Source organism: Pseudomonas sp. Root569, assembly GCF_001427465.1.
In the GTDB taxonomy this organism is placed as follows: domain Bacteria; phylum Pseudomonadota; class Gammaproteobacteria; order Pseudomonadales; family Pseudomonadaceae; genus Aquipseudomonas; species Aquipseudomonas synxantha.
The window spans coordinates 35,154-61,864 of sequence record NZ_LMGQ01000025.1; the positions used below are offsets into that span (position 1 = coordinate 35,154).

At 60.4% G+C, this 26,711-nt stretch carries 21 protein-coding genes and 1 pseudogene; 7 read left to right on the plus strand and 15 right to left on the minus strand.

What is annotated here, in order from left to right; genetic code table 11:
• Positions 1–8 precede the first annotated feature (8 nt).
• Positions 9–1,019: a beta-N-acetylhexosaminidase gene (gene nagZ / locus ASD70_RS20485; RefSeq protein ID WP_046071498.1), complete on the minus strand. Its 1,011-nt coding sequence runs from the start codon at positions 1,017–1,019 to the stop codon at positions 9–11.
• A gap of 136 nt (positions 1,020–1,155) precedes the next feature.
• A complete protein-coding gene (locus ASD70_RS20490; RefSeq protein ID WP_046071497.1) occupies positions 1,156–1,863 on the minus strand; it encodes a TetR/AcrR family transcriptional regulator in 708 nt (235 codons plus the stop codon).
• A gap of 263 nt (positions 1,864–2,126) precedes the next feature.
• Between ASD70_RS20490 and lexA the strand changes: the two genes are divergently transcribed.
• Positions 2,127–2,735 (plus strand): transcriptional repressor LexA, encoded by a 609-nt coding sequence (gene lexA, locus ASD70_RS20495; RefSeq protein WP_003172575.1) that lies wholly within the window; start codon positions 2,127–2,129, stop codon positions 2,733–2,735.
• A 10-nt stretch (positions 2,736–2,745) separates the two neighbouring features.
• Positions 2,746–3,219 (plus strand): SOS-induced cell division inhibitor SulA, encoded by a 474-nt coding sequence (gene sulA / locus ASD70_RS20500; protein ID WP_046071496.1) that lies wholly within the window; start codon positions 2,746–2,748, stop codon positions 3,217–3,219.
• 37 nt (positions 3,220–3,256) lie between these two features.
• On the opposite strand, the gene ASD70_RS20505 is transcribed toward sulA, so the two are convergent.
• The 7 genes from ASD70_RS20505 to ASD70_RS20535 form a co-directional block, all read right to left on the minus strand.
• A complete protein-coding gene (locus ASD70_RS20505) occupies positions 3,257–3,490 on the minus strand; it encodes a hypothetical protein (RefSeq protein ID WP_005786160.1) in 234 nt (77 codons plus the stop codon).
• Between the two features lie 115 nt (positions 3,491–3,605).
• Positions 3,606–4,127: a DUF6586 family protein gene (locus ASD70_RS20510; RefSeq protein ID WP_046071495.1), complete on the minus strand. Its 522-nt coding sequence runs from the start codon at positions 4,125–4,127 to the stop codon at positions 3,606–3,608.
• Between the two features lie 190 nt (positions 4,128–4,317).
• Entirely contained in the window at positions 4,318–6,939 is a 2,622-nt protein-coding gene (gene topA / locus ASD70_RS20515) for a type I DNA topoisomerase (RefSeq protein ID WP_043047499.1), read from the minus strand.
• Between the two features lie 114 nt (positions 6,940–7,053).
• Positions 7,054–7,290, minus strand: coding sequence for a DUF1653 domain-containing protein (locus ASD70_RS20520; protein ID WP_046071494.1), 237 nt, complete (start codon positions 7,288–7,290; stop codon positions 7,054–7,056).
• A 98-nt stretch (positions 7,291–7,388) separates the two neighbouring features.
• Positions 7,389–8,564 (minus strand): acetyl-CoA C-acyltransferase FadA, encoded by a 1,176-nt coding sequence (gene fadA / locus ASD70_RS20525; RefSeq protein WP_043047500.1) that lies wholly within the window; start codon positions 8,562–8,564, stop codon positions 7,389–7,391.
• A 29-nt stretch (positions 8,565–8,593) separates the two neighbouring features.
• Complete coding sequence (fadB, locus tag ASD70_RS20530; RefSeq protein WP_005786151.1) at positions 8,594–10,741, minus strand: fatty acid oxidation complex subunit alpha FadB; 2,148 nt, start codon at positions 10,739–10,741, stop codon at positions 8,594–8,596.
• Positions 10,742–11,199: 458 nt separating this feature from the next.
• Positions 11,200–11,637, minus strand: coding sequence for a hypothetical protein (locus ASD70_RS20535; protein WP_046071493.1), 438 nt, complete (start codon positions 11,635–11,637; stop codon positions 11,200–11,202).
• A gap of 105 nt (positions 11,638–11,742) precedes the next feature.
• Here ASD70_RS20535 and ASD70_RS20540 point away from each other — a divergent pair, with 105 nt between their 5' ends.
• Positions 11,743–12,183 carry a universal stress protein gene (locus ASD70_RS20540; RefSeq protein WP_043047503.1) on the plus strand — a complete coding sequence of 147 codons (441 nt, stop codon included), beginning with the start codon at positions 11,743–11,745 and terminating at the stop codon, positions 12,181–12,183.
• 133 nt (positions 12,184–12,316) lie between these two features.
• On the opposite strand, the gene ASD70_RS20545 is transcribed toward ASD70_RS20540, so the two are convergent.
• Positions 12,317–14,236, minus strand: a complete 1,920-nt coding sequence (locus ASD70_RS20545) for an ATP-binding cassette domain-containing protein (protein WP_005786146.1) — start codon at positions 14,234–14,236, stop codon at positions 12,317–12,319.
• Positions 14,237–14,449: 213 nt separating this feature from the next.
• Here ASD70_RS20545 and ASD70_RS20550 point away from each other — a divergent pair, with 213 nt between their 5' ends.
• On the plus strand, positions 14,450–16,378 hold the full coding sequence (locus ASD70_RS20550; protein ID WP_046071491.1) for a transglycosylase SLT domain-containing protein: 1,929 nt from the start codon (positions 14,450–14,452) through the stop codon (positions 16,376–16,378).
• A gap of 90 nt (positions 16,379–16,468) precedes the next feature.
• Here the strand turns inward: ASD70_RS20550 and ASD70_RS20555 are convergent.
• Both ASD70_RS20555 and ASD70_RS20560 read right to left on the minus strand, forming a co-directional pair.
• Positions 16,469–17,230: pseudogene (locus ASD70_RS20555) on the minus strand (Fic family protein); the annotation flags it as partial.
• Positions 17,231–17,293: 63 nt separating this feature from the next.
• On the minus strand, positions 17,294–19,060 hold the full coding sequence (locus tag ASD70_RS20560) for an ABC transporter transmembrane domain-containing protein (protein WP_046071489.1): 1,767 nt from the start codon (positions 19,058–19,060) through the stop codon (positions 17,294–17,296).
• Between the two features lie 245 nt (positions 19,061–19,305).
• Here ASD70_RS20560 and ASD70_RS29145 point away from each other — a divergent pair, with 245 nt between their 5' ends.
• The gene (locus ASD70_RS29145) at positions 19,306–19,479 is read left to right on the plus strand and encodes a PA1571 family protein (protein ID WP_043047507.1); all 174 of its coding nucleotides are present in this window, start codon (positions 19,306–19,308) and stop codon (positions 19,477–19,479) included.
• Between the two features lie 53 nt (positions 19,480–19,532).
• Here ASD70_RS29145 and pdxB read toward each other — a convergent pair whose 3' ends face one another.
• A complete protein-coding gene (pdxB, locus tag ASD70_RS20570; RefSeq protein WP_056847310.1) occupies positions 19,533–20,675 on the minus strand; it encodes a 4-phosphoerythronate dehydrogenase PdxB in 1,143 nt (380 codons plus the stop codon).
• Between the two features lie 171 nt (positions 20,676–20,846).
• Here pdxB and ASD70_RS20575 point away from each other — a divergent pair, with 171 nt between their 5' ends.
• On the plus strand, positions 20,847–22,241 hold the full coding sequence (locus ASD70_RS20575) for an MATE family efflux transporter (protein ID WP_056847311.1): 1,395 nt from the start codon (positions 20,847–20,849) through the stop codon (positions 22,239–22,241).
• Here ASD70_RS20575 and tusA read toward each other — a convergent pair.
• Together tusA and rlmM are read right to left on the minus strand one after the other, a co-directional pair.
• A complete protein-coding gene (tusA, locus tag ASD70_RS20580; RefSeq protein WP_032877224.1) occupies positions 22,238–22,483 on the minus strand; it encodes a sulfurtransferase TusA in 246 nt (81 codons plus the stop codon). The genes ASD70_RS20575 and tusA overlap by 4 nt on opposite strands.
• A 127-nt stretch (positions 22,484–22,610) precedes the next feature.
• The gene (gene rlmM, locus ASD70_RS20585; protein ID WP_046071485.1) at positions 22,611–23,687 is read right to left on the minus strand and encodes a 23S rRNA (cytidine(2498)-2'-O)-methyltransferase RlmM; all 1,077 of its coding nucleotides are present in this window, start codon (positions 23,685–23,687) and stop codon (positions 22,611–22,613) included.
• A 196-nt stretch (positions 23,688–23,883) separates the two neighbouring features.
• Here rlmM and acnA point away from each other — a divergent pair, with 196 nt between their 5' ends.
• Positions 23,884–26,625, plus strand: a complete 2,742-nt coding sequence (gene acnA, locus ASD70_RS20590) for an aconitate hydratase AcnA (protein WP_046071484.1) — start codon at positions 23,884–23,886, stop codon at positions 26,623–26,625.
• The last annotated feature ends 86 nt before the right edge of the window (positions 26,626–26,711 follow it).

Below are 26,711 nucleotides of genomic sequence, written 5' to 3' on the forward strand. Positions count from 1 at the left end.
GGCGCCGTTCACTCAATCAACTGAGCGTCCCGCAACGCTGTGAGAGCCGTCAACCAGCGCGGATCCTGTTTGTAATCAGTCGACGCAACCGCCTGCCCACGCATACGCGCAATCCGCGCCGACGGCGTGACCTTCATCCGCTGCGCGGCGGTGAGTGCCAGCTCGGCAGCCGCACGGTCATTGCACACCAGACCCATATCACAACCCGCCGTCAGCGCCGCCTCGATCCGACTCGCCGCATCGCCGACCACATGGGCGCCCGCCATGGACAGGTCATCACTGAAAATCACCCCGTCGAACTGCAACTCGCCGCGCAGAATGTCCTGCAACCAGCGGCGCGAGAAGCCGGCGGGCTGGCTGTCCACCTGCGGGTAGATCACGTGCGCGGGCATCACTGCGGCCAATTGCTTGCTCAAGCGTGCGAAGGGCACCAGGTCATTGGCGCGGATTTGTTCCAGGCTGCGCTCGTCATTGGGAATGGCGACGTGGGAATCGGCCTCGGCCCAACCGTGGCCAGGGAAGTGTTTGCCGGTGGCGGCCATGCCGGCGCTGTTCATGCCGCGGATAAAGGCACCGGCCAGTACGGCGGCGCGCTCGGGGTCGCCTTCGAAGGAGCGAGTGCCGACCACAGCGCTGCGTTGGTAATCCAGGTCCAGCACCGGGGCGAAACTCAAGTCGAGACCCACAGCCAGTACTTCGGTGGCCATGATCCAGCCGCACTGTTCTGCCAGGTATTCAGCGTTGGGGTTATCGGCCAGCGCACGCATGGCCGGCAAGCGCACGAAGCCCTGGCGCAGGCGCTGTACGCGCCCGCCTTCCTGGTCGACCGCCAGCAGCAGGTCCGGGCGCACCGCACGGATTGCCGCGCTCAACTCGCGAACCTGGCGTGGGTGCTCGATATTGCGCGCAAAAATGATCAGGCCGCCCACTTCCGGTTGGCGCAACAGATGGCGGTCCTCGGCCGTCAGCCAGGTACCAGCCACGTCGACCATCAAAGAACCTTGCAGGGCAGCAGTCATAAACCTTCCTTAAATAACGCACACAGCCCACCGCCCTTACCGGGCAAGGTAAGCACGACGGGTTGCGAGTAGATAGCTGAAATCGGCATGGCGGCTAGCTTAGCGGATGCAAGCGGCCGCGCACACCCGGGGGCGGTCAAACCTTGGCGGCGGTCGGCGCGTTCTTGCTGCGTGGACGCAACTGGGCAGCGGCCATGGCCGGGTCGGTGACGCCGGTTTCGGCGCGCATGCCGGCCGCGAGAAACGGCACCATCAGGCGCATGACCTGCTCGATGGAGGTGTTCACCCCGAAATCGGTCTCGGCAATCGCCCGCAAAGCCTTGATACCGGACATGCTGAAGGCTGCAGCGCCGAGCATGAAATGCACGCGCCAGAACAGTTCGATAGGCGGAATACGCGGGGCGGCTTCGTTGACAAGCAGCATGTAGCGACGGAACACCTTGCCGTACATGTCTTCCAGATAACGGCGCAGGTGGCCCTGGCTCTGGCTGAATGCCAGGCCCAGCAGGCGCATGAAGATCGACAGGTCATTGCCGCTGCGTGGCTGCACGACCAACGCTTGCTCAACGAGGATTTCCAGCAGGTCTTCCAGGCTCGGCTTGTGATCGGCCTTGGCCTGACGGCGCTCCAGCTCACGATCGAGACTGGCGCAGAACGGCCCCAGGAAGCGTGAGAATACGGCTTGGATCAGGGCTTTTTTTGAACCGAAATGGTAGTTCACGGCGGCAAGGTTGACCCCAGCCTTGCTGGTGATCAGCCGCAGTGAGGTTTCAGCAAATCCTTTTTCCGCGAACAACTGCTCGGCAGCATCGAGAATGCGTTCAACGGTTTCCGACTGGGCCATGGCTACTCCGCCTGACAAACACTTGTTTGAAACATACGTTTCAGAGTGTGTCTTGTCAAGCCTGGAGGTTCGTTTTCCGGCCGGGCAGTCATCACTTGCATGGCTATTTAATCACATCCTTCTCGCTCTGTAGGCAGCACTATTCCTGGGCTGTAGGAAGGGTGACGAATGACCGTCCAGCGGAGCCGATGAAAAGGATGATTGCCAAGCGCAGTTCACTGTATATAATCCCAGTCACTGTATAAAAAGACAGAGCGATCAACATGCTAAAACTGACGCCACGCCAAGCTGAGATTCTGGCTTTTATCAAGCGCTGCCTTGATGACAATGGTTACCCGCCGACCCGTGCGGAAATTGCCCTGGAGCTGGGGTTCAAGTCCCCGAACGCCGCAGAAGAGCATCTCAAGGCCCTCGCCCGCAAGGGCGCAATCGAGATGACCCCGGGTGCCTCGCGGGGTATTCGCATCCCTGGCTTCGAAGCCAAGGCCGACGAATCGACATTGCCGATCATCGGTCGCGTCGCCGCCGGTGCGCCGATCCTGGCGCAGCAGCACGTCGAGGAATCCTGCAACATCAACCCGACGTTCTTCCATCCTCGGGCCGACTACCTGCTGCGCGTGCACGGCATGAGCATGAAGGACGTGGGCATCTTTGACGGCGACCTGCTGGCCGTCCACACCACCCGCGAAGCCCGCAATGGCCAGATCGTCGTGGCCCGTATCGGCGACGAAGTCACCGTCAAACGCTTCAAGCGTGAAGGCAGCAAGGTTTGGCTGCTGGCTGAAAACCCTGAGTTTGCCCCGATCGAAGTCAACCTGAAAGACCAGGATCTGGTGATCGAAGGCTTGAGTGTCGGCGTCATTCGCCGCTAAAGGAGGCATCATGCAGCTCGTGCACACCCCACAACACGCCCAACTGTCGCTGTTCGAGGCCTTCATGGCCCAACCCCTTGCGCCCATCCTCAAGGAAACGGTCGAGGCCCCCTGGGGCGGCGAGCCCGAGGCATTCAGTGAATTGTCGTTGCGCGGTGCGGCTGAGAGCTGCCTGAACCTGCTGGCTCCCATTCTGCGCGACTTGAGCGAAGACAAGGACGCACGCTGGCTGACGCTGATCGCCCCGCCCGCCAGCCTGACGCAGGCCTGGCTGCGGGAGGCCGGCCTCAACCGCGAGCGCATCCTGTTGCTGCAACCACGCGGAACGCAGAGCGCCCAACAGCTGACCTGCGAAGCCTTGCGCCTGGGTCGTAGTCATACGGTGGTGAGTTGGTTGAATCCGCTGAATGCCAGCGCCAAGCAGCAACTGATCAGTGCCGCACGCACAGGTGATGCACAGAGCTTGAATATTCGCTTGGGATAGAGGGGCTTGTGGTGGCGAGCGAGCTTGTTATCGGGGCTCAGTGAAGAACCCGCGGGCCGTCGTCTTTCTCAGGCTCGCCTTCCGCCAGGCGACCTGCCATCTGCACGCCCACGCTCAACATGGCCTTGGCCACTTCCACATGCTGACCCTGCAGGAACACTTTGGCATCTTCGGAGAAATCCAGAATGACTAGAGAACCTTCGTCCTCAGCTCGGCGCAGTTCGATTCGGCCATCAGGCAGTTCAACAATTTCCAGAAAGGACGTTGGCATAAAAGTCTGTTCTCCACGAAAGGCCGGGATTATATCAGTCATCCACCCAGCCTCGCAGGGTAACTGGGCAGGTTTCTTTACCGCGTGATGAATGGTGCCGGGCAAGTGCCCACTTTCAGCACTCGTTCAAACCCTCACGAAACCGCAGCGCCATCTTTTTCAGCTCCTGGCGCCAGCTTTCCAACTCTTCGCGGCTCAGGGGCTTGGGCTCATCCTGTTCCAACGCCACGGCAACGATCAGCGGCTGGGTGACATCGCCTTTGGGCACATGAGGAATACGCGGCGGCTGAAACATATCTGCATGCGCCTTGAGCAACCGCGCCACCCAACTGTCAGGGCTCTGGGTCATTTCCACCAGCTCTGCCAACTCAGGGATCGCCATGGATTCCAGCACTTCGTGATTCATGATCATTTCCGCTCTGGGCGAGCCGGCCTGGGGCAAGCGATAGAACCCGGCGATTTCATGACACAAACCCAGCAAAGCGCCATACAGATGGAACAAGGCCGCCTCGCGCCCCGCCTGGACCAGCGCGATGGCGTTCATCTCCTTCCCTTCCTCGGCACGGCCAAGGGCCTCCAAGGACAAACCCGCGAAGTAAATTTTCTGATTGGTACGGGTATAGAGTTCGTTGGCCATGACGGCAATCTCCACAACGAATAGGCGTGATGCTGGCTGTGTAGGAGCGAGCTTGCTCGCGAAAAACCTCCCGGCACGGCAGGGTGCCAGGCTTCCCGCGTTTAACTAACGATCTTCGCGAGCAAGCTCGCTCCTACAGTAAGCAAAAACCGTCTATACAGACGGCTTTTGGCGTTAACAGACTAGCGGATCAAGCGCCCTGGCGCTTGTCCTCGACCTTCCACTTGCCACCGTCGTAGAACGCTTTCCAGCCAGTAGGCTTGCCGTCCACTTCGGTCTGCACGTACTGCTCCTTGGTCTTGCGGCTGTAGCGGATCACGGCTGGACGACCATCCGGGTCCTTCTTCGGCGCTTCACACAGGAAGTGGTACTTGGGATCGATCTCGTCCTTGTGCGGTACGATTTCCATCACCAGCGGCGCACGGGTCTCGCGGTTTTTCGGGAACTGGCTGGCCGCCAGGAACAGGCCCGAAGCACCGTCACGCAGGATGTAGGTGTCGTTGACCTTCTCGCACTTGAGCTCAGGCATCTTCACCGGGTCCATCTTCGGCGGCGCCGCGTCACCACTTTTCAGCAGTTTTCGGGTGTTCTTGCACGTAGGGTTGGTGCAGCCGAAGAACTTGCCGAAACGACCGGTCTTGAGCTGCATCTCGCTGCCGCACTTGTCGCATTCCAGGCTCGGGCCTTCGTAGCCCTTGATGCGGTAAGTGCCCTCTTCAATCTCGTAGCCATTGCAGTCCGGGTTGTTACCGCAGATGTGCAGCTTGTGCTTCTCGTCCAGCAGGTAGGCGTCCATCGCCGTGCTGCAGATCGGGCAGCGGTGCTTGCCACGCAACACCAGCGACTCGGATTCGCCCTCGTCATCGGCCGCGATCTCATCACCTGGCACCAGGTTGACGGTCGCCTTGCAGCGCTCTTTCGGCGGCAGGCTGTAGCCCGAGCAACCGAGGAACACGCCGGTGGACGCAGTACGAATCTGCATCGGACGGCCACAGGTCAGGCACGGGATGTCGGTCATTACCGGCTGGTTGGCACGCATGCCGCTCTCAGGGCTTTCAGCCACTTCGAGTTTTTTCTTGAAGTCGCCATAGAACTCGTCGAGCACGTTTTTCCAGTCGCGCTCGCCCTGGGCCACGTCGTCGAGGTTCTCTTCCATGCCGGCGGTGAAACCGTAGTCCATCAGGTTGGAGAAGCTCTCCGACAGGCGCTCGGTAACGATGTCGCCCATCTTTTCCGAATAGAAACGACGGTTGTGCAGAGCGACGTAGCCACGATCCTGGATGGTGGAGATGATTGCCGCATAGGTCGACGGGCGACCGATACCGCGTTTTTCCATCTCCTTCACCAGGCTGGCTTCCGAATAGCGCGCTGGCGGCTTGGTGAAGTGCTGGGACGGGTCGAGCTTGATCAGCTTCAACGTATCGCCCTGGGCCATGTCCGGCAGCACGTCGTCATCGCCTGGCTTGGCGATTTGCGGCATGACGCGGGTGTAGCCGTCGAACTTGAGGATACGGCCCTTGGCACGCAGCTCGAAGTCGCCAGCGCCCACACTGACAGTGGTAGACAGGTATTGCGCCGGCAGCATCTGGCAGGCCAGGAACTGGCGCCAGATCAGCTCGTAGAGGCGCTCAGCGTCGCGCTCCATGCCGCTCAGCTTGGAGGGCTCGGTGTTGGCATCAGAGGGACGAATCGCTTCGTGAGCCTCCTGGGCGCCCTCTTTGCTGCTGTAGACGTTGGGCTTCTCCGGCAGGTACTTCTTGCCGAATTCGCTTTCAATATAGGTGCGCGCCATCGCCACCGCGTCTTGCGACAGGTTGGTGGAGTCGGTACGCATATAAGTGATGTAGCCGGCTTCGTACAGACGCTGGGCCATCATCATGGTTTTCTTCACCCCGAAACCCAGGCGGTTGCTCGCGGCCTGTTGCAGGGTGGAGGTGATGAAAGGCGCCGACGGCTTGCTGCTGGTCGGTTTGTCTTCGCGCTTGACGATGCTGTAGCTGGAAGCCTTGAGCTTTTCCAGCGCGGCCATGGCCTGGGCTTCGTTCAGCGGCTTGAAAGCCTCGCCTTTTTCCCGGGCCACTTCGAAGCGCACGTTGGCGCCCTTGGCGGTGCCGAGATCGGCGTGGACTTCCCAGTATTCTTCGGGGTTGAACGCACGGATTTCGCGCTCACGCTCTACCACCAGCTTGACCGCTACCGATTGCACACGGCCAGCGGACAAACCACGGGCGATCTTCGCCCATAGCAGTGGCGAGACCATATAGCCCACCACGCGATCGAGGAAACGACGGGCCTGCTGGGCATTGACGCGGTCAATGTCCAGCTCCCCCGGCTTGGAGAAGGCTTCCTGGATGGCTTTCTTGGTGATTTCGTTGAACACCACACGCTTGTAGCGGCTGTCATCGCCGCCAATGGCTTCGCGCAGGTGCCAGGCAATGGCTTCCCCTTCGCGGTCCAAGTCCGTCGCGAGATAGATGGTGTCAGCATCCTTGGCGAGCCGGCGCAGCTCTTCGATGACCTTTTCCTTGCCCGGAAGGATTTCGTACTTGGCCTTCCAGCCATGGTCCGGGTCCACCCCCATGCGCGAGACCAGCTGCTTGCGCGCTTTCTCTTTAGGGCTGAGCACCGGACCTTCGCCCGCAGCCGCCTTGCCGCGCTTGGCGGCAGGCTCCTTGCTGGCGCTAGCCGAACCGCTGGTGGGCAGGTCTCGGATATGGCCGATACTCGACTTCACCACGTACTCGTTGCCCAAGTACTTGTTGATGGTCTTGGCCTTAGCCGGGGATTCCACAATGACCAGCGATTTGCCCATGGATCGGAAAGTTCCTGAATTCGAGAAGTGAAAGGCAGTTGGCGCCTGACGCGGCAACGCTATATATAGTGGCAACAAGGTGAGGTCAAGCGCAGCATTCTGCGCGACCTGCCGTTATTGCCCTTTAAAAAGACTGGGTTCGGCCTGGACCAAAGCAAAGCGCGGGACCTGCTCGCCGTCAACTTCGACGGTCTGAAGGAACATGCTCAAGGGGCGTACCCAAAAGCCGTATTCGCCATACAGTGCTTGGTAGAACACCACTTCTTCTTCGGTTTCGGAGTGGCGTGCCACGCTGAAAACGCGGTACTGCGGCCCCTTATAATGTTGGTAGAGCCCTGGTTCGACTTTCATGCTCTGGCCCCCTTACAAAATTTGTTGAAAAAAAATATTAAAAAGTTTCAAAAAACAAAAACCGGGGCACTGGGCCCCGGCTTCCGTCAACGAAACGCTTAGACGCGTTCGAAGACGGTGGAAATGCCTTGGCCGAGACCAATGCACATGGTTGCAACCCCAAGGTTGCCGCCATTTTGCTTCATCACATTAAGCAAAGTGCCGGAGATACGTGCACCGGAGCAACCGAATGGGTGGCCCAGGGCAATCGCACCGCCGTGCAGGTTAACCTTCTCGTTCATCTTGTCGAGCACTTTCAAATCTTTCAGCACTGGCAGGGCCTGTGCGGCGAAAGCTTCGTTGAGCTCGAAGAAGTCGATGTCGTTGATGGTCAGGCCTGCGCGCTTCAAGGCTTTTTGTGTGGCCGGTACTGGACCATAGCCCATGATTGCCGGGTCCACACCCGCCACTGCCATCGAACGGATCACGGCCAGCGGCTGGATACCCAGGTCCTGGGCACGCTGCGCCGACATCACGATCATGCACGAGGCACCGTCGGTGATTTGCGACGACGTACCGGCGGTCACGGTGCCGCCCTTTGGGTTGAAAGCCGGCTTGAGGGCCGCCAGGCTTTCCAGGGTGGTGTCCGGACGAATGGTTTCGTCGTAATCGAACAGTTTCAGGAAGCCGTTCTCGTCGTAGCCGTTCATCGGGATGATTTCATCCTTGAACTTGCCTTCCACGGTCGCCTTGTGGGCGAGCTGGTGGGAACGCACGCCGAACGCGTCCTGGGCCTCACGGGTGATGCCGTGCATCTTGCCGAGCATTTCTGCGGTCAGGCCCATCATGCCCGAGGCTTTCGCCGCGTACAGCGACATGTGCGGGTTAGGATCGACACCGTGCATCATGCTGACGTGGCCCATGTGTTCCACGCCACCGACAACGAATACATCGCCGTTGCCGGTCATGATCGCCTGGGCAGCGGTGTGCAGTGCACTCATCGAGGAGCCACACAGGCGGCTGACGGTCTGGCCAGCCGCGGTGTGCGGGATCTGGGTCATCAAGGAAGCCATGCGTGCGATGTTCCAGCCTTGCTCCAGGGTCTGGTTGACGCAGCCCCAGATCACGTCTTCGACTTCGTTGGGATCAACCTTGACGTTGCGTTCCAGCAGCTTGCTGATCAGGTGCGCCGACATGTCTTCGGCACGGGTGTTGCGGTGCATGCCGCCCTTGGAGCGGCCCATCGGAGTACGACCGAAGTCGACAATCACGACGTCTCTTGGATTCAAGCTCATAAATATTCTCGCTCTAGTCGTCTGGGCACTTAACCGAAGAAGCTCTGGCCGTTCTTGGCCATTTCACGCAGCTTCGCGGTCGGGTGGTACAGCGGGCCCAAATCAGCGTATTTGTCAGCCAGGGCAACGAACTCAGCCACACCGATCGAATCGATGTAACGCAGCGCACCACCACGGAATGGAGGGAAACCGATACCGTACACCAGGCCCATATCGGCTTCGGCGGCGGTCTCGACAATGCCGTCTTCCAGGCAACGCACGGTTTCCAGGCACAGGGCGATCATCATCCAGTTGATGATGTCCTCGTCGGACACCTCACGCTGTTCGTAGATAACCGGAGCCAGCACTTCATGCACCGACGGGTCGGCCACTTTCTTCTGCTTGCCCTTCTTGTCGGCCTCGTAGGCGTAGAAACCCTTGCCATTCTTCTGACCCAGGCGCTTGGCCTCGTACAGCGCATCGATCGCCGAGCGGCGGTCGTCTTTCATGCGGTCCGGGAAGCCCTCAGCCATCACGTCGCGACCGTGGTGGCCGGTGTCGATACCGACCACGTCCATCAGGTACGCCGGGCCCATTGGCCAGCCGAATTTTTCCATGACCTTGTCGATGCGCACGAAGTCCACACCGGCACTGACCAGCTTGGCGAAACCGCCGAAGTAGGGGAATAGTACGCGGTTGACCAGGAAGCCCGGGCAGTCATTGACCACGATCGGGTTCTTGCCCATTTTCTTGGCGTAGGCAACGGTGGTGGCAACCGCCAGCTCGCTGGATTTCTCGCCACGGATCACTTCCACCAGCGGCATCATGTGCACCGGGTTGAAGAAGTGCATGCCGACGAAGTTTTCCGGCCGCTTGAGGGCCTTGGCCAGCAGCGAGATGGAAATGGTTGAGGTGTTGGACGCCAGGATGGTGTCGTCCTTGACCTGGGCTTCAACTTCAGCCAACACGGCCTGCTTGACCTTCGGGTTCTCGACAACCGCTTCGACCACCAGGTCGACGTGGCCGAAATCGCCGTAAGACAGCGTAGGACGAATGCCATTAAGCACCTCGGCCATTTTCGCCGCGGTCATGCGACCTTTATCAACACGGCCAACCAGCAGCTTGGCGGCTTCGGCCAGGCCCTGCTCGATACCGTGTTCGTTGATGTCTTTCATCAGGATCGGCGTGCCCTTGGACGCCGACTGATAGGCGATGCCGCCACCCATAATACCGGCGCCGAGTACGGCAGCCTGTTTCACGTCCTTGGCGATTTCGTCGTAGGCCTTGGCCTTTTTCTTCAGTTCCTGATCGTTCAGGAACAAGCCGATCAGGCTCTGGGCCGCCGAGGTCTTCGCCAGCTTGACGAAGCCGGCCGCTTCCACTTCAAGGGCCTTGTCGCGACCGAAGTTCGCGGCCTTCTGGATAGTCTTGATCGCTTCAACCGGCGCCGGGTAGTTCGGGCCGGCCTGGCCAGCCACGAAACCCTTGGCGGTTTCGAACGACATCATTTGTTCGATGGCGTTGAGCTTGAGTTTTTCCAGCTTTGGCTGACGCTTGGCCTTGTAGTCAAATTCGCCGCTGATGGCGCCCTTGATCAGGTTCAGCGCAGCTTCGGCCAGTTTGTCCGGGGCAACAACAGCGTCGACAGCACCGACTTTCAGGGCGTCTTCGGCCTTGTTTTCCTTACCGGCGGCGATCCACTCGATAGCATTGTCAGCACCGATCAGGCGCGGCAGGCGCACGGTGCCGCCAAAACCTGGGTAGATGCCCAGTTTGACTTCCGGCAGGCCGATCTTGGCGGTGGCGGACATGACGCGGAAATCCGCCGCCAGGCACATTTCAAGGCCGCCGCCCAGCGCGATGCCATTGATCGCGGCAACGGTCGGCACGTTGAGGTCTTCGAAATCGCTGAAGATCTTGTTGGCTTCGAGGTTGCCAGCCACCAGCTCGGCATCGGGCAGCTTGAAGTTGTCGACGAATTCGGTGATGTCAGCGCCGACGATAAACACGTCCTTGCCGCTGGAGACGATCACGCCCTTGACCGAAGCATCTGCTTTGATGGTGTCTACGGCCTGACGCAGTTCGTTCAGGGTTAGACGGTTGAACTTGTTGACGGACTCACCCTTGAGGTCGAATTTGAGTTCGACGATGCCACTTTCAAGAGCCTTAACCGTGATGGCTTTACCTTCGTAAATCATCAACTGATCTCCACGATATGGAAGCTGAACAGTACACACTGGACGCTGGTCGCTGGTTTGACATTGACAGTTGCATCAATGCTCACGCCAATCAGCCAGTCACACCCGCCAGTGCGATAGTCGGGATTCTGTACGAGTCGTCTGACAGGCAAACGCTCAATTCATACGCCCGTTTGATTTGGGTACGCCACCTTCATCCAATTCCGAGCAATTGTCAATCGCTCCAAAGGCTAGGAAAAACGCGACTTTCCAGTCATTTCAGAACCCGGACCACGGGTGGGCAACCCGTCAATATTTAAATATTCACAAGATCAATAATAGAAAAGATGTGGGAAATGGCTGTACAGAAAGGGATATACGGCTAGGCTAGCGGCAACTTGCAGATTTACCGGCCTGCCTGGCCACCTCCAGCCCGATGATGATGTCGGGCTTTTTATTGCCCGGCCTCTGTAGGAGTGTCAGGCCAAGGCCCTGAGCAACGCATCAATATCCTTCAACACACTCATGTCGCCCTTCTCGCCCCAGTACAAGGCGATCATCTGCTTGTCGGCCTCGACCTTGTAGACGTTAGCCGGCAGCGTCGCAAAATGCGGCAACAACTTTTCATCCACGCACACTTCACGCCATTGATTGACCCACACCCCCGGCTCCAGCTGCCAGTAACTCCAGAGGGCCGGGGTGCTGCCGCGACGTGGCCGACAGTATTGCGCACAGGGGCTCGGCGGCTCCTGCTTGAGCCAATGCGGCCACTCCTGGGGCGCGAGCTGCATGGCCAGGCCGATGCGGCGCGCCTCCATGCGCAGGGCCATGCGCCCGCTCTGTCCACGCGACGGGCGCAGCCAGGCCAGGGGGCTTAAAACCACCGCAAGGATTGACACCACTATCCACACCGTCATATGTGTACTCCCGAATTTCTAGATGAGCGGATTTGACCTGACGCAACCCCATCCGCTTGAAAGCAGCCATACTGAACTTATTGCAGTCCCTTGGAGGAACGCCTCATGCCCTACAAACATATTCTGGTCGCTGTCGATCTGACCGAAGAGTGCGATCCGGTGATCAAGCGCGCGCAGGAATCTGCATTGGCCAATGGCGCCATACTGTCGCTGGTGCATATCGTCGAGCCCATGGCCATGGCCTTTGGCGGTGACGTACCGATGGACCTTTCCCAGTTGCAGCAACAACAATTCGACCAGGCCAAGGAGCGCCTGGACCGTTTGATTCTCAAATACCCGCACCTGAAAAAGGAAGACTGCCACCTGACATACGGCCAACCGCGCCAGGAAATCCACCACTTGGCCAAGGAAAAGGCTTGCGACTTGATCGTGGTGGGTAGCCATGGTCGTCACGGTTTGGCGTTGTTGCTGGGTTCTACTGCCAATGATGTACTGCACGGCGCGCCGTGCGATGTACTGGCCGTCAAGCTGGTAAAAAATTCGTAAGACCGATGGAGGCTAATGTGGGAGGGGCAAGTCGAATCGTCGCACCGCCCCTCCCACATTTTGAATCGCACTTCATATAGAAAACCCGGTGCTCATCAGATGAACACCGGGTTTTTTATTGCCCAGCAATCACTCAGGCATCCAGCTCGGCCCAACGCTCAACCAACGCTTCCAGCTCTTGGTTCAACGTCTCCAGGGAAGCGATGACCGCAGCGGTTTCTGCCGCCGGGCGCAGGTAGAAACCGGCGTCAGCCATTTGCGCTTCTACCGCGGCAATCTGCTGTTCCTTGGCGTCGATCTCACCCGGCAAGGCTTCCAGCTCACGCTGCAGCTTGTAGCTGAGTTTCTTCTTGGCCGCTGGTGCAGCTTCCTGGGCCGGTGCAGCCTCTTGCACAGGAGTCACCACCGCCGAGGTCAGGTCGGCCTTGCCGGACTTGCTCTCGGTCACTCCCAGCAGGCGCGGCGAGCCGCCCTGGCGCAGCCAGTCCTGGTAACCACCGACGTATTCGCGCACCTTGCCTTCACCTTCAAAGACCAGGGTGCTGGTGACCACGTTGTCGAGGAATTCCCGGTCGTGGCTGACCATCAGCACAGTGCCGTTGAACGTCAGCAGCACTTCTTCGAGCAACTCGAGGGTTTCCACATCGAGGTCGTTGGTCGGTTCGTCGAGCACCAGCAGGTTGGCCGGCTTGCTGAACAGCTTGGCCAGCAGCAAACGCGCACGCTCACCACCGGACAGAGCCTTGACCGGCGTACGCGCACGTTGCGGGCTGAACAGGAAGTCGCCCAGGTAGCTGAGCACATGGCGGCTCTGGCCGTCGATGTCGATAAAGTCGCGGCCTTCGGCGACGTTGTCGATCACGGTCTTTTCCAGGTCCAACTGATGGCGCAACTGGTCAAAGTAGGCCACGTCGATGCGCGTGCCCTCTTCCACCTTGCCGCTGGTCGGTTGCAGACCGCTGAGCATCAGCTTCAACAGGGTGGTCTTGCCGGTGCCGTTGGCGCCCAGCAGGCCAATACGGTCGCCTCGCTGCAGGACCATGGAAAAGTCCTTGATCAGGAACGGGCCGTCCGGGTGATGGAAGCTGACGTTCTCCAGCACCATGACTTGTTTGCCCGACTTGTCGGCGGTATCCAGCTGGATATTGGCCTTGCCGGTACGCTCGCGGCGTTCGCTACGCTCGACGCGCAAGGCTTTCAAGGCACGTACGCGGCCTTCGTTACGGGTGCGACGGGCCTTGATGCCCTGGCGGATCCAGACTTCTTCCTGAGCCAGCTTTTTGTCAAACAGCGCGTTGGCCGTTTCTTCGGCAGCCAGGGCGGCTTCCTTGTGCACCAGGAAGCTGGCGTAGTCGCCGTTCCAGTCGATCAGGCCGCCACGGTCCAGCTCGAGGATGCGCGTAGCCAGGCTCTGCAGGAATGCACGGTCGTGCGTGATAAACAGCACGGCGCCCTGGAAGTCTTTGATGGCTTCTTCAAGCCAGGCGATGGCGCCGATGTCCAGGTGGTTGGTCGGTTCGTCGAGCAGCAGCAGGTCCGGCTCGGACACCAGCGCCTGGGCCAGCAGCACACGGCGACGCCAGCCGCCGGACAATTCGGCGAGGGTCTTGTCGGCCGGCAGTTGCAGGCGGCTCAGGGTGCTGTCCACCAGTTGCTGCAAGCGCCAGCCGTCACGGGCTTCGAGGTCTTGCTGGACGTGCATCAGCTTGTCCAGGTCTTCCTCGGTGACGCAGTTCTGCGCCAGGTGATGGTATTGCGCGAGCAACTCGCCAACGCCGTCCAGGCCTTCGGCAACCACGTCGAACACTGTCCGTCCGTCGGCCACCGGCAATTCTTGCGGCAATTCGCCGATCTTGAGGCCCGGGGCACGCCAGACAGAGCCGTCATCGGGCTTCTGGTCGCCTTTTACCAGCTTCATCATGCTGGACTTGCCGGTGCCGTTGCGGCCGATGATGCACACCCGCTCACCACGGGCGATCTGCCAGGACACCTTGTCCAACAACGGCATGGCGCCGAAAGCAAGGGACACATCGCTGAATTTGAGCAGGGTCATACGCTTCTCCAAAAACTGGGCGCGCATTCTACCTGACTTGAGGGTGGGATGCGGTCGGGATTTTCTCTATCGACACGTTCTGTAGGACATTTCCGGCGATCTTCAACCGACCGACCGGCAAAGCTTTCGCGGGCCGCTGGCAAAAGGCTAAGCTAGGGGCAATCAGTGTCGGCAGTGCCGGTGCTAGTCGTGATTTCTCTGCACGGACGTCTCATGCGCAGTCGCCTTTTCAACTTTTTATCTTGCCTGCTTCTTACCGCCACTGCCGTTCAATCCGCCCAAGCGGTGGACCTCACTACCCAACGTCAGTATTACGATCAAGCCAAACGCGCCCTGGCCAAGGGTGACAGCGGCCCCTACATGCAATACAGCCAGGCCCTGGCCGACTACCCGCTCACGCCGTACCTGGCGTATGACGAGCTGACCGCACGCCTGAAAACCGCGAGCAACGAGGAAATCGAACAGTTCCTCGCCAAACACGGCGACCTGCCCCAGGCCAACTGGATGAAACTGCGTTGGCTACGCTGGCTGGCCGAACGTGGCGATTGGCAGACCTTTGAAAAGTACTACGACCCCAAGCTCAATTTCGTCGAACTGGACTGCCTGCATGGCCAGTACCAGCTCAGCCACAATCTCAAGGCTGAAGGCTACAAGACCGCCGAAAAACTATGGATGACCGGCAAAACCCAGCCGACCGCTTGTGACGCTACGTTCGGCCAATGGGCCGCTGCCGGCCAGCTGACCGAACAGAAGATCTGGGACCGCGCCAAACTCGCCGCCGAAGCTCGTAACTACGCGCTGGCCAACAGCCTGGTGAAAACCCTGCCAACCCTCGGCGCCCAGGGCCGGCTGATGGTGGATGTGGCGCAGAAGCCCGACATGCTCAGTGACCCGTCACGCTTCCTGCCGGCCACCGAAGCGATGTCGGACGCCGTGGGCCTGGGCCTGCGTCGCCTGGCGCGCCAGGATCCGGACAAGGCCATGGCCCTGCTCGACGGTTATGCCAGCAGCATGCACTTCTCCCGTGACGAAAAAGTGTCGATTGCCCGCGAGATTGGCCTGACCCTGGCCAAGCGCTTCGACCCGCGCGCGCTGGAAGTGATGACCAAGTACGACCCGGAACTGCGCGACAACACCGTGTCCGAATGGCGCCTGCGCCTGCTGTTGCGCCTGGCACGTTGGGAAGATGCCTACCAGTTGACCCGCAAGCTTCCACAAGACCTGGCCACCAGCAACCGCTGGCGCTACTGGCAGGCGCGCAGCCTGGAGCTGGCCGAGCCGCAAAACCCGCAGGCGCTGGTGCTCTACAAGAACGTGGCCAAGGAGCGGGACTTCTACGGCTTTCTCGCCGCTGATCGCTCCAAATCCCCCTACCAGTTGAACAATAAGCCGCTGGTGATGAGCCAGGCGCTGGTCAACAAGGTCCGCAATACCCCAGGTGTACGCCGTGCCCTGGAGTTCTATGCCCGCGGCCAGATCGTCGACGGCCGCCGCGAGTGGTATCACGTCAGCCGCCACTTCAACCGCGACGAGATGGTTGCCCAGGCCAAGCTGGCCTACGACATGAAGTGGTACTTCCCGGCCATCCGCACCATCAGCCAGGCGCAGTACTGGGACGATCTGGATATCCGCTTCCCGATGGCCCACCGCGACACCCTGGTGCGCGAAGCCAAGGTCCGCGGCCTGCATTCGAGCTGGGTGTTCGCCATTACCCGCCAGGAAAGTGCCTTTATGGACGACGCCCGCTCCGGCGTCGGCGCCAGCGGCCTGATGCAACTGATGCCCGGCACCGCCAAGGAAACCGCGCGCAAGTTCAGCATACCCCTGGCCTCCCCGGCCCAGGTGCTGGACCCAGACAAAAACATCCAGCTGGGCGCCGCCTACCTGAGCCAAGTGCACAGCCAGTTCAATGGCAACCGCGTGCTCGCCTCCGCCGCCTACAATGCCGGCCCCGGCCGCGTGCGCCAGTGGCTGCGCGGCGCAGACCACCTGAGTTTCGATGTCTGGGTGGAAAGCATCCCCTTCGACGAAACCCGCCAGTATGTGCAGAACGTGCTGTCTTATTCGGTGATCTACGGGCAGAAGCTCAATTCGCCGCAGCCGCTGGTGGATTGGCATGAGCGGTATTTTGACGATCAGTGATAAGAGCAGCTTCAAGCGATAAGTTTGAAGCTGTGAGAAAATGCCCGCATTGATAAATGCGGGCATTTTTTATGGTGCTGCTGGAAGCCCACTTTGCCCAGCTTCGGCCAGCGCCAAGTTCAACGCCTGTAGCATGAACTCTACAAAGGGCGTTGCCTGCGCTTGCTGGTCTGCTGCGGACAGTGCGGCGTAGTAAGCCTCTTGCTGCTCTCGAATCACCGCTTCCACCGGCAGGTATGCCAGCACCGAGCGCCACTGGCTGAGTATCAAGGTTTGCCAGAGCCGCCCCATCCGCCCATTACCTTCTGCAAATGGATGAATGAATTCGAACTCATAATGGAAGACGCAACTGGCTATCAACGGATGCCAGTCGGAAACCGCCAGCCATTGCAGCAAATCGTCCACCAAGTGAGTTACACGGCTCGCAGGCGGCGCCATATGGACAAGTTGCTCGCCGCGATAGATGCCGACACCTGCCTGTCGAAACCGACCGACATCGTCGATCAATCCAAACATGAGCAGTTCGTGAGCCTTGTGCAGGTCGACACGATCACCTGGATTCCACTGCGGCATGGCCTCGTAAGCAGCAAATGCATTACGCACTTCCTGAATTTCCCGGGGCAAGCCCAGCACCCGCTTACCTTCCAGAACAGCCGTCACCTGCTCGACGCTGAGCGTGTTGTTTTCGATCGCCAGTGAAGCCTGAATGGTGCGAATTCGATTGCCGCGCCTTAACTGAGGCGTCTGGCGGCCATCGTCACCGACTGAAAGCTGACCAATCTGCTCACTGATATCTGCCACAAGGGCCAGCATTTTTGGAGTCAGCGTCAACGGAGGTTGATAACGGCTCATGTCCTCATCCAGATCAATAACGAAAGATCACATGATGCCTCATTGAGCAGGGGTATCGCAGCTTCATTCCGTCTCCCCCCCTTCACTGAACTGCAACGCCGCCAACCGCGCATACAGCGGATTGCTCGCAATCAATTGCCTATGCGTACCCACCGCCACAAGCTTGCCTTGATCCATCACCGCTATTCGATCGGCATTCTTGACGGTCGCCAGGCGGTGAGCGATCACTAAAGTGGTTCGTCCCTGCATCAGTTGCGGCAGCGCTTGCTGGATCAGATGCTCACTCTGCGCGTCTAGAGCGCTGGTGGCCTCATCCAGCAACAGGATCGGCGCATCTATCAGCAAGGCGCGGGCGATGGCAAGGCGTTGGCGCTGGCCGCCGGAGAGGCCCATGCCGCCATCGCCAAGATGGGTCTGGTAGCCGTCGGGCATCTGCAGGATGAAGTCGTGGGCATGGGCGATACGCGCAGCGGCTTCGACCTCGGCCATGGTCGCGGACGGCTTGCCGTAGCGGATGTTTTCCTCAACGCTGCCGAAAAACAGCGCCGGGCTCTGGGACACCAAGGCGAAATGGCGACGCAGGTCCAGGGGGTCCAGCTCGGTCAGCGGGTGGCCTTCGAGCAGGATGCGACCTTGCTGGGGATCGTAGAAGCGCAGCAGCAGGTCGAAGATTGTCGACTTGCCCGCGCCGGAGGGGCCTACCAGCGCCAGGGTTTCGCCGGGATTGATGGTCAGGTTAAGGCCATCGATGGCGTAACTGTCCGGCCGTGAGGGGTAGGAAAAGCGCAGGTCTTTAAGCTCCATGCGGCCACTGACACGTTCCGGCAGGCGTTCGCTGCCATTGGCCGGCGCCTGGATATCGTTGCTCGACTGCAACAGCTCACCGATGCGCTCGGCCGCACCGGCGGCACGCTGCAACTCGCCGAGCACTTCGCTCAGAGTGCCGACGGCGCTGCCGACGATCAGGCTGTAGAACACAAACGCGGCCAGCTCACCGCCGGAAATGCGCCCGCTGATCACGTCCATGCCGCCTACCCATAGCATCACGCCCACAGCGCCAAGCACCAACATGATCACCAGGGTTATCAGCCAGGAGCGTTGCAGGATGCGTTTACGTGCGGTGGTGAAGGCGTCTTCCACCGTCACAGCGAACCGCTGTTCGTCCTGAACCTGGTGGTTATAGGCTTGCACGGTCTTGATCTGGCCCAGGGTCTCGGCAACATAGCTGCCGACGTCAGCGATGCGGTCCTGGCTCATGCGCGACAGGCTGCGCACGCGGCGCCCGAAGATCAGGATCGGCGCCAGCACCAGCGGCAACGCCACCACCACGATACTGGTGAGCTTGGGGTTGGTGACAAACAGCAGCACGATGCCACCGATGACCATCAGGGCATTACGCAGGAACAGCGACAGCGAGGAGCCGATCACCGATTGCAGCAAGGTGGTGTCGGTGGTCAGCCGCGACTGGATTTCCGAGCTGCGGTTGTTTTCGTAGAAGCCGGGGTGCAGGTAGATCAGGTGGTTGAACACCTGCCGGCGAATATCCGCCACCACCCGCTCGCCTATCCACGACACCAGGTAAAACCGCGTGAAGGTGCCCACGGCCAGGCCCAACACTAGCACCATGAACAGGCCGATGGACTGGTTAAGCAGATGAGGTGACTGGGTCATGAAGCCTTGGTCCACCAGCAGGCGAATACCTTGCCCCATAGACAAAGTAATGCCGGCGGTGACGATCAGCGCCAACAGGGCACCCAGCGCCTGCCAGCGATAGGGCGCAATAAAGCGGCTGGCCACGCGAATCGCACGGCGTTGACGGGTCGAGAGCATGGGACATCACCAATGAGGAGTCTGTGTACCTCAACATTGGGGGAACTTGCGTGAATAACAATGAGTCAGGTTAATTATGCCCGCCGACGCAAGCCCATAGAGGCTATCGGTCTAAGACTCATCTGGAAATATGTACCGGTTTCTGGTGGACTGGGTGTTCGAACCGATGATCGCGTAGGGAGTTGTAACAGCGCGTTCACGCGGGGGATTTAAAGTAGGTACACAACCTGATGAGGAGACAGGCCATGACCTTGCAAGATAGCAGCAATGCCAAGATTGAAGTGATCCGCCAGCCGCAGCAACTGCCATGCTCGTACATCGATGCCAAGGGCCGCGAAGTGCAGATTACCGAAGAGATGATCCAGCAAGCCTGCAGCGAGCTGGAACAGCGTCTGGTCAAACCTGCCCAGCAAGGCTGATACGCCCGCGCTCTTTGAGACCCGGCCCAGGTGGCCGGGTTTTTTATGAGTGTCTACAGGGCTTCGGCGCCCAAGGCCGAGACGATAGCGGCCAGCGCCGCCGACTCACCGTTGATCCGCACCTTCAAGCCGTCAATCTCACGCCGCAGCGGATAGTGCTTGCGCAGCAGGTCGAATGCCTTGCGCTGTTCCTCCACCGTGCCGACCAGGCTGCGGCGGAAGTCCGCATCGTCACGGCGCGGGTCGTACACACTGCGGCACAGGGTCGCCAGTGCCCAGGCAGGATCAGTGGCTGCGTTAAGATGCACTTCGGCCAGCCACGGTGCCGGCAATAAATCACTCAACTGAACACTCGGCTCCTGGCCCAGGTGCGCGCAGAACGCCTGGTAGATCTGCGCCGTGCCGCGCTGCTTGCCATCGAGGCTGTAGCCGGCGATATGCGGCGTGGCCAGCACGCACAGGTCAGCCAGGTCGACATCCACCTCGGGCTCACCTTCCCACACGTCCAACACGGCTTGCAGGTCGTCACGGGCCAGCAGCACCTCACGCAGGGCGGCGTTGTCCACCACCGCACCACGGCTGGCATTGATCAGCCAGGTACCGGGCTTGAGCTGCTCCAGGCGCTGGCGATCCAACAAGTGCCAGGTGGAGCCATTACCGGACTTGGTCAGCGGCGTGTGCAAGCTGATCACGTCGCACTGCTCGATGATCTGCTGCAGGCTGACGTAGTCACCGTCCTCAGTGATCTGGCGCGGTGGGTCGCAGACCAGCACGTTCCAGCCCAGGCCCTTGAGTACCTTGACCAGCCGCCCGCCGACTTCACCGGCCCCGACCACGCCATAGGTGCGCTGGCCAAGCTCGACGCCTTCGATTTCGGCCAGGGTCTGCAAGCTGCCAAGCACGTAGTCCACGACGCCACGGGCATTGCAGCCCGGCGCGCTGGACCATTGGATACCGGCCTGTTTGAAGTAGTCGAGGTCCAGGTGGTCGGTGCCGATGGTGCAGGTGCCGACGAAACGTACGTTGCTGCCTTCGAGCAAGGCACGGTTGACGTTGGTCACCGAGCGCACCAGCAGCACGTCGGCCTGCGCGACGGTGGCGCGGTCGATGGACCGGCCAGGCACACGGCGAATCTCGCCAAACCCTTCGAAGAATGCATCGAGCAGCGGGATATTTTCGTCGGCAACAATCAGCATGGCAGGCTCCTTTGGCGGATCAGCAGTGTACAGGCTTGTGAGGATCCAATGTGCGAGGGGGGTGCCTGCGTGGTCGCATTACAAATCAGCAACACAGGTTTTTTCCTGACCGCTGCGTCAAAGCGTAGAATCCGCCGTCCTTGCGACTGCCTTTTGATTGGACACCTGTACGTGAACACTGCCACCGCTACCCTCTCCCGCCCCGCGCGCATCAGCCGGGAAGTGCGCGGCCTGCTGACGCTGGCCTTGCCGATCATGATCGGCCAACTGGCAACCACCGCGATGAGCTTTGTCGATGCGGTGATGGCCGGGCGTGTCAGCCCCCAGGACCTGGCGGCGGTCGGCCTGGGCAACTCGATCTGGATCCCGGTGTACCTGCTGATGACCGGGACCTTGCTGGCCACCACGCCGAAAGTTGCCGAGCGCTATGGCGCGGGCAAACTCACCGAGATCGGGCCGTTGGTGCGCCAATCGTTGTGGTTGGCCGTGGTGGTCGGCCTCTGCGGCGCGCTGTTGTTGCTATGCGCCGAGCCGATCCTGCATGCGATGAAGGTCGAGCCTGACCTGATCGAGCCGTCCATGGGTTACCTGCATGGCATCGCCGCGGGCATGCCGGCGATTGCGCTGTATTACGTGCTGCGCTGTTTCAGCGACGGGCTGGGCCGCACGCGGCCGAGCATGGTCATGGGCCTGTGCGGCCTGGCGCTGAATATTCCGTTGAACTACATCTTCATCTACGGCCACCTCGGCCTGCCGGCCATGGGCGGTGTTGGCTGCGGCTGGGCCACGGCGATTGCGATGTGGGTGATGATGCTTGGCCTGGCCGGCTGGACGCGCTGGGGCCCGGCTTACCAGAGCAGTGAATTGTTCAAGCGATTCGACTGGCCGAAATGGACGGTGATCAAGCGCATATTGGGCATCGGCCTGCCGATTGGTGTGGCGATCTTCGCCGAGTCGAGCATTTTCGCGGTGATTGCCCTGTTGCTCGGCAGCCTCGGTGCTACCGTGGTGTCCGGCCATCAGATCGCACTCAACGTCAGCTCCCTGGTGTTCATGATCCCCTACTCCCTAAGCATGGCCGTGACCGTACGGGTCGGCCAGGCCCTGGGCCGTGGCGAGCCCCGCGAAGCGCGCTTCGCTGCCGGGGTCGGCATGGGCACCGCATTGGCCTATGCGTGCCTGTCGTGCAGCCTGATGCTGGTGTTTCGTGAGCAGATCGCAGCGATCTATACGCCGGACCCGGTGGTGATCCACCTGGCCTCGATGCTGATTGTGTTCTCGGCGCTGTTCCAGTTCTCCGACTCGATCCAGGTCACCGCGGCCGGCGCACTGCGCGGCTACCAGGACACCCGGGTGACCATGGTGCTGACCTTGTTCGCCTACTGGGGCGTAGGGTTACCGGTGGGTTATGCCCTGGGGCTGACCGACTGGCTCGGCGAGCCCAGCGGCCCAAGCGGCTTGTGGCAAGGGCTGATCGTCGGCTTGAGCTGTGCGGCGGGGATGTTGCTGGTGCGCCTGGCGCGCAGTGCACGCCGACGCATTCGGGCCGAAAAGGCGCTGGCTTAATCGGCTTTCTTACGGATCCAGTACAGGTAGGTGCCAGCATCTTCCTGTTGATCCACCAGTTCGTGGTCAAGGAAGACACAGAACTTGGGGATATCACGGCGGGTCGACGGGTCGGTGGCGATCACCTTGAGCAAGCCGCCCGCCGGCAGGTCGCGGATATGCTGGTGCAGCATCATCACCGGCTCCGGGCAGTTGAGCCCGGTGGCGTCGAGGGTGCCGTCTACGGGTAAATCAACACTCATACTTCACTCCTGAAACAGGCCCGCTCTTATGTTGGGAGTGGGCTTGCCCGCGATGACGTGGGCACATTCAACATAGATTTCGACTGTTATACCGCTATCGCGGGCAAGCCCGCTCCCACATTTGATTTCAGCGGCTTTTGGATTTCTTCACATCCACCAAACGGCGCAAGTGGCACGTCACTTCTTCCCGGTCGTGATACAGCTGCTTGCAACCGATTTCCACCCGTATGCCACGCGCCTTGAAGCCCTCTTCGATGCGCTCCAACAGACGCTTTACTTCGGCGTAACGCTGCTTCATCGGCAGCTTGAGGTTGACCACCGCCTCACGGCAATGCCCCTCGCCGATCCAGGTTTCCAGCAGCGCCGCATTACGCGCCGGCTTTTCAACGATATCGCACACCATCCAGTCCACCGGTTGCTTGGGTACGAAGGTGAAACCGTCGGCCATCAGGTGTTGCACCAGGCCGGTGTCCATCAGGCTTTCGGCCATGGGGCCGTTGTCGATGGCGGTCACCAGCATGCCGCGGTTGACCAGTTGCCAGGTCCAGCCACCCGGCGCTGCGCCGAGATCAACGCCGGTCATGTCGCCGTGCAAGCGCTCGTCCCACTGGTCACGGGGGATAAAGTGATGCCAGGCCTCCTCCAGTTTCAGGGTCGAACGGCTGGGCGCGTCACGTGGGAACTTGAGGCGCGGGATCCCCATGGGCCACATCGCCGAGTTGTTCGACTCGGCCAGGCCCATGAACGCTTCGCGGCCGCTCTTGAAGGTCAGCAGCAGGCGCGGCTTGCTCGGGTCGTCCACCAGCCGGCCAGCGCCCAGCAGGGCTTTGCGCAGGTGCACTTCGAATTTCTTGCAGAAGTTTGAGAGTTCCTTGCCGTCATTGGTATCGACCATCTCCAACCACAGGCTACCGCACACCGGGAAGTCGCGCAGGTGGGTGAGGATCACGCTGATGCGGTCGGTTTCCGGCAGGTCGATAAACACCCCACGCGCCCACTGCCTGGGGAAGATCAGCTCGGCAAAGCGCTGGCCGTGCATCAGGCGCTGGGCGCCGTCTTCCTCGGTGCAGACAAATTCGGCGCAGGCGCTGCCGGTCTTGGCCTTGGCGTAGCCGGAAACGTTCAGGCGCGCGGCGTGTTCCGCGATCTCGGAACAGACTTCGCCTTCAAAGCCGGGGCGGCAGTGCATAAAAAGGGTGTTCATCAACTCTCCTGGTGAATCAACTGACCTTGCGCTATCGCAATGCCTGTCATGAAAACGCGCGCATGATAGCCGAGTTCGGAACCTTGGGCTCGGCGATAGAGTCCAGTTATTAGCTTGCTATTGAAAACAGCGCTAACGTGATAGCTCTGTTCGTCCCGTCAGGTCCGTAGCCGTGCGGACCATAAGGAGTCATGTAATGTCATCCCTTGATAGCCTGAGAACCCTAAAAACCCTGGAAATAGACAGCAAGACTTACCACTACTTCAGCCTGCCCGAAGCCGCCAAGAGCCTGGGTGACCTGGATAAGCTGCCGATGTCCCTCAAGGTGCTGCTGGAAAACCTGCTGCGCTGGGAAGACGCCAAGACCGTCACCGGCACCGACCTCAAGGCCATCGCCGCCTGGCTTAAAGAGCGCCAGTCTGACCGCGAGATCCAGTACCGCCCCGCCCGTGTGCTGATGCAGGACTTTACCGGGGTGCCCGCGGTGGTTGACCTGGCCGCCATGCGCGCCGCCGTGGCCAAGGCCGGTGGCGACCCGCAGCGTATCAACCCGCTGTCGCCGGTGGACCTGGTGATCGACCACTCGGTGATGGTCGACAAGTTCGGTAGTACCAGCGCCTTCGAGCAAAACGTCGATATCGAAATGCAGCGCAACGGCGAACGCTACGCCTTCCTGCGCTGGGGCCAGAGCGCCTTCGACAACTTCAGCGTGGTCCCGCCGGGCACCGGCATCTGCCACCAGGTCAACCTAGAATACCTGGGCCGCACCGTGTGGACCAAAGAGGAAGACGGCCGCACCTACGCCTTCCCCGACACCCTGGTCGGCACCGACTCCCACACCACCATGATCAACGGCCTCGGGGTACTCGGCTGGGGCGTGGGCGGGATCGAAGCCGAAGCGGCGATGCTCGGCCAACCGGTGTCGATGCTGATCCCGGAAGTGATCGGCTTCAAGCTCACCGGCAAGCTCAGGGAAGGCATCACCGCCACCGACTTGGTGCTGACTGTCACGCAGATGCTGCGCAAGAAAGGCGTAGTGGGCAAGTTCGTCGAGTTCTACGGCGACGGCCTGGCCGACCTGCCCCTGGCCGACCGCGCCACTATCGCCAACATGGCTCCGGAATACGGCGCCACCTGCGGCTTTTTCCCGGTCGACGAAGTGACTCTGGATTACCTGCGCCTGTCCGGCCGGCCGGCTGAAACGGTGAAACTGGTGGAAGCCTACACCAAGGCCCAGGGCCTGTGGCGCAACGCTGGCCAGGAGCCGATATTCACCGACACCCTGGCCCTGGACATGGGCAGCGTCGAAGCCAGCCTCGCCGGGCCCAAGCGCCCGCAGGACCGTGTATCCCTGCCAAACGTCGGCCAAGCGTTCAGCGATTTCCTCGACCTGCAATTCAAACCCACCAGCAAGGAAGAAGGCCGCCTGGAAAGTGAAGGCGGTGGCGGTGTGGCCGTGGGCAATGCCGACCTGGTCGGTGAGACGGACTATGAATACGACGGCCAGACCTATCGCCTGAAAAACGGCGCCGTAGTGATCGCTGCGATTACCTCATGCACCAATACCTCCAACCCCAGTGTAATGATGGCTGCCGGGCTGGTGGCTAAAAAAGCCGTGGAAAAAGGCCTGACCCGCAAACCTTGGGTCAAGACCTCGCTGGCCCCAGGTTCCAAGGTGGTCACCGACTACTACAAGGCCGCGGGCCTCACCCAATACCTCGACAAGCTCGGCTTCGACTTGGTGGGCTACGGCTGCACCACCTGTATCGGCAACTCCGGGCCGTTGCCCGAGCCTATCGAAAAGGCCATTCAGAAGGCCGACCTTGCCGTGGCCTCGGTGCTGTCGGGTAACCGCAACTTCGAAGGCCGCGTGCACCCGCTGGTGAAAACCAACTGGCTGGCCTCGCCGCCCCTGGTAGTCGCCTATGCGTTGGCCGGCACTGTGCGCATCGACATCAGCAGCGAGCCACTGGGTAACGATCAGAATGGAAACCCGGTGTACCTGAAGGACATCTGGCCCAGCAGCCAGGAGATCGCCGACGCGGTGGCCCAGGTCAGTACCAGCATGTTCCACAAGGAATACGCCGAGGTGTTTGCCGGTGACGAGCAATGGCAGGCGATTGAAGTGCCACAAGCGGCAACCTACGTGTGGCAGAAGGATTCCACCTATATCCAGCATCCACCATTCTTCGACGACATTGCTGGCCCGCTGCCGGTGATCAAGGACGTCAAGGGCGCCAACGTGTTGGCCCTGCTGGGGGATTCGGTGACCACCGACCACATCTCCCCTGCCGGCAATATCAAGACAGACAGCCCGGCCGGGCGCTACTTGCGCGAGCAAGGCGTGGAGCCGCGTGACTTCAACTCCTACGGCTCACGCCGGGGCAATCATGAAGTGATGATGCGCGGCACCTTCGCCAATATCCGTATCCGCAATGAAATGCTTGGCGGCGAGGAAGGCGGCAATACGCTGTATATCCCCACCGGCGAGAAGATGGCGATCTACGATGCTTCAATGAAGTACCAGGCCTCAGGCACGCCGCTGGTGGTGATCGCAGGGCAAGAATATGGCACCGGCTCCAGCCGTGACTGGGCAGCCAAGGGCACCAACCTGCTGGGGGTCAAGGCGGTGATCGCCGAGAGTTTCGAGCGCATCCACCGCTCCAACCTGGTGGGCATGGGCGTATTGCCGTTGCAGTTCAAGCTGGACCAGAACCGCAAGACGCTCAAGCTCACCGGTAAGGAGAAGATCGATATCCTCGGGCTGACCGATGCAGAGATCGAACCGCGGATGAACCTGACACTGGTGATTACCCGGGAAGATGGCAGCAGCGAGAAGGTTGAGGTGCTGTGCCGGATTGATACCTTGAATGAAGTGGAGTACTTCAAAGCGGGTGGGATCTTGCACTACGTATTGCGGCAGTTGATCGCGTCATAAGCAACACCGCAAACCAATGTGGGAGGGGGCTTGCTCCCGATGGCGGTATGTCAGGTTAAATATCTATACCTGATCCACCGCTATCG

What these genes read in the sequence shown, in the direction of transcription:
- nagZ (WP_046071498.1), bottom strand. Translation starts at nt 1,019, where the DNA reads ATGACTGCTGCCCTGCAAGGTTCTTTGATGGTCGACGTGGCTGGTACC.
- ASD70_RS20490 (WP_046071497.1), bottom strand. Translation starts at nt 1,863, where the DNA reads ATGGCCCAGTCGGAAACCGTTGAACGCATTCTCGATGCTGCCGAGCAG.
- lexA (WP_003172575.1), top strand. Translation starts at nt 2,127, where the DNA reads ATGCTAAAACTGACGCCACGCCAAGCTGAGATTCTGGCTTTTATCAAG.
- sulA (WP_046071496.1), top strand. Translation starts at nt 2,746, where the DNA reads ATGCAGCTCGTGCACACCCCACAACACGCCCAACTGTCGCTGTTCGAG.
- ASD70_RS20505 (WP_005786160.1), bottom strand. Translation starts at nt 3,490, where the DNA reads ATGCCAACGTCCTTTCTGGAAATTGTTGAACTGCCTGATGGCCGAATC.
- ASD70_RS20510 (WP_046071495.1), bottom strand. Translation starts at nt 4,127, where the DNA reads ATGGCCAACGAACTCTATACCCGTACCAATCAGAAAATTTACTTCGCG.
- topA (WP_043047499.1), bottom strand. Translation starts at nt 6,939, where the DNA reads ATGGGCAAATCGCTGGTCATTGTGGAATCCCCGGCTAAGGCCAAGACC.
- ASD70_RS20520 (WP_046071494.1), bottom strand. Translation starts at nt 7,290, where the DNA reads ATGAAAGTCGAACCAGGGCTCTACCAACATTATAAGGGGCCGCAGTAC.
- fadA (WP_043047500.1), bottom strand. Translation starts at nt 8,564, where the DNA reads ATGAGCTTGAATCCAAGAGACGTCGTGATTGTCGACTTCGGTCGTACT.
- fadB (WP_005786151.1), bottom strand. Translation starts at nt 10,741, where the DNA reads ATGATTTACGAAGGTAAAGCCATCACGGTTAAGGCTCTTGAAAGTGGC.
- ASD70_RS20535 (WP_046071493.1), bottom strand. Translation starts at nt 11,637, where the DNA reads ATGACGGTGTGGATAGTGGTGTCAATCCTTGCGGTGGTTTTAAGCCCC.
- ASD70_RS20540 (WP_043047503.1), top strand. Translation starts at nt 11,743, where the DNA reads ATGCCCTACAAACATATTCTGGTCGCTGTCGATCTGACCGAAGAGTGC.
- ASD70_RS20545 (WP_005786146.1), bottom strand. Translation starts at nt 14,236, where the DNA reads ATGACCCTGCTCAAATTCAGCGATGTGTCCCTTGCTTTCGGCGCCATG.
- ASD70_RS20550 (WP_046071491.1), top strand. Translation starts at nt 14,450, where the DNA reads ATGCGCAGTCGCCTTTTCAACTTTTTATCTTGCCTGCTTCTTACCGCC.
- ASD70_RS20560 (WP_046071489.1), bottom strand. Translation starts at nt 19,060, where the DNA reads ATGCTCTCGACCCGTCAACGCCGTGCGATTCGCGTGGCCAGCCGCTTT.
- ASD70_RS29145 (WP_043047507.1), top strand. Translation starts at nt 19,306, where the DNA reads ATGACCTTGCAAGATAGCAGCAATGCCAAGATTGAAGTGATCCGCCAG.
- pdxB (WP_056847310.1), bottom strand. Translation starts at nt 20,675, where the DNA reads ATGCTGATTGTTGCCGACGAAAATATCCCGCTGCTCGATGCATTCTTC.
- tusA (WP_032877224.1), bottom strand. Translation starts at nt 22,483, where the DNA reads ATGAGTGTTGATTTACCCGTAGACGGCACCCTCGACGCCACCGGGCTC.
- rlmM (WP_046071485.1), bottom strand. Translation starts at nt 23,687, where the DNA reads ATGAACACCCTTTTTATGCACTGCCGCCCCGGCTTTGAAGGCGAAGTC.
- acnA (WP_046071484.1), top strand. Translation starts at nt 23,884, where the DNA reads ATGTCATCCCTTGATAGCCTGAGAACCCTAAAAACCCTGGAAATAGAC.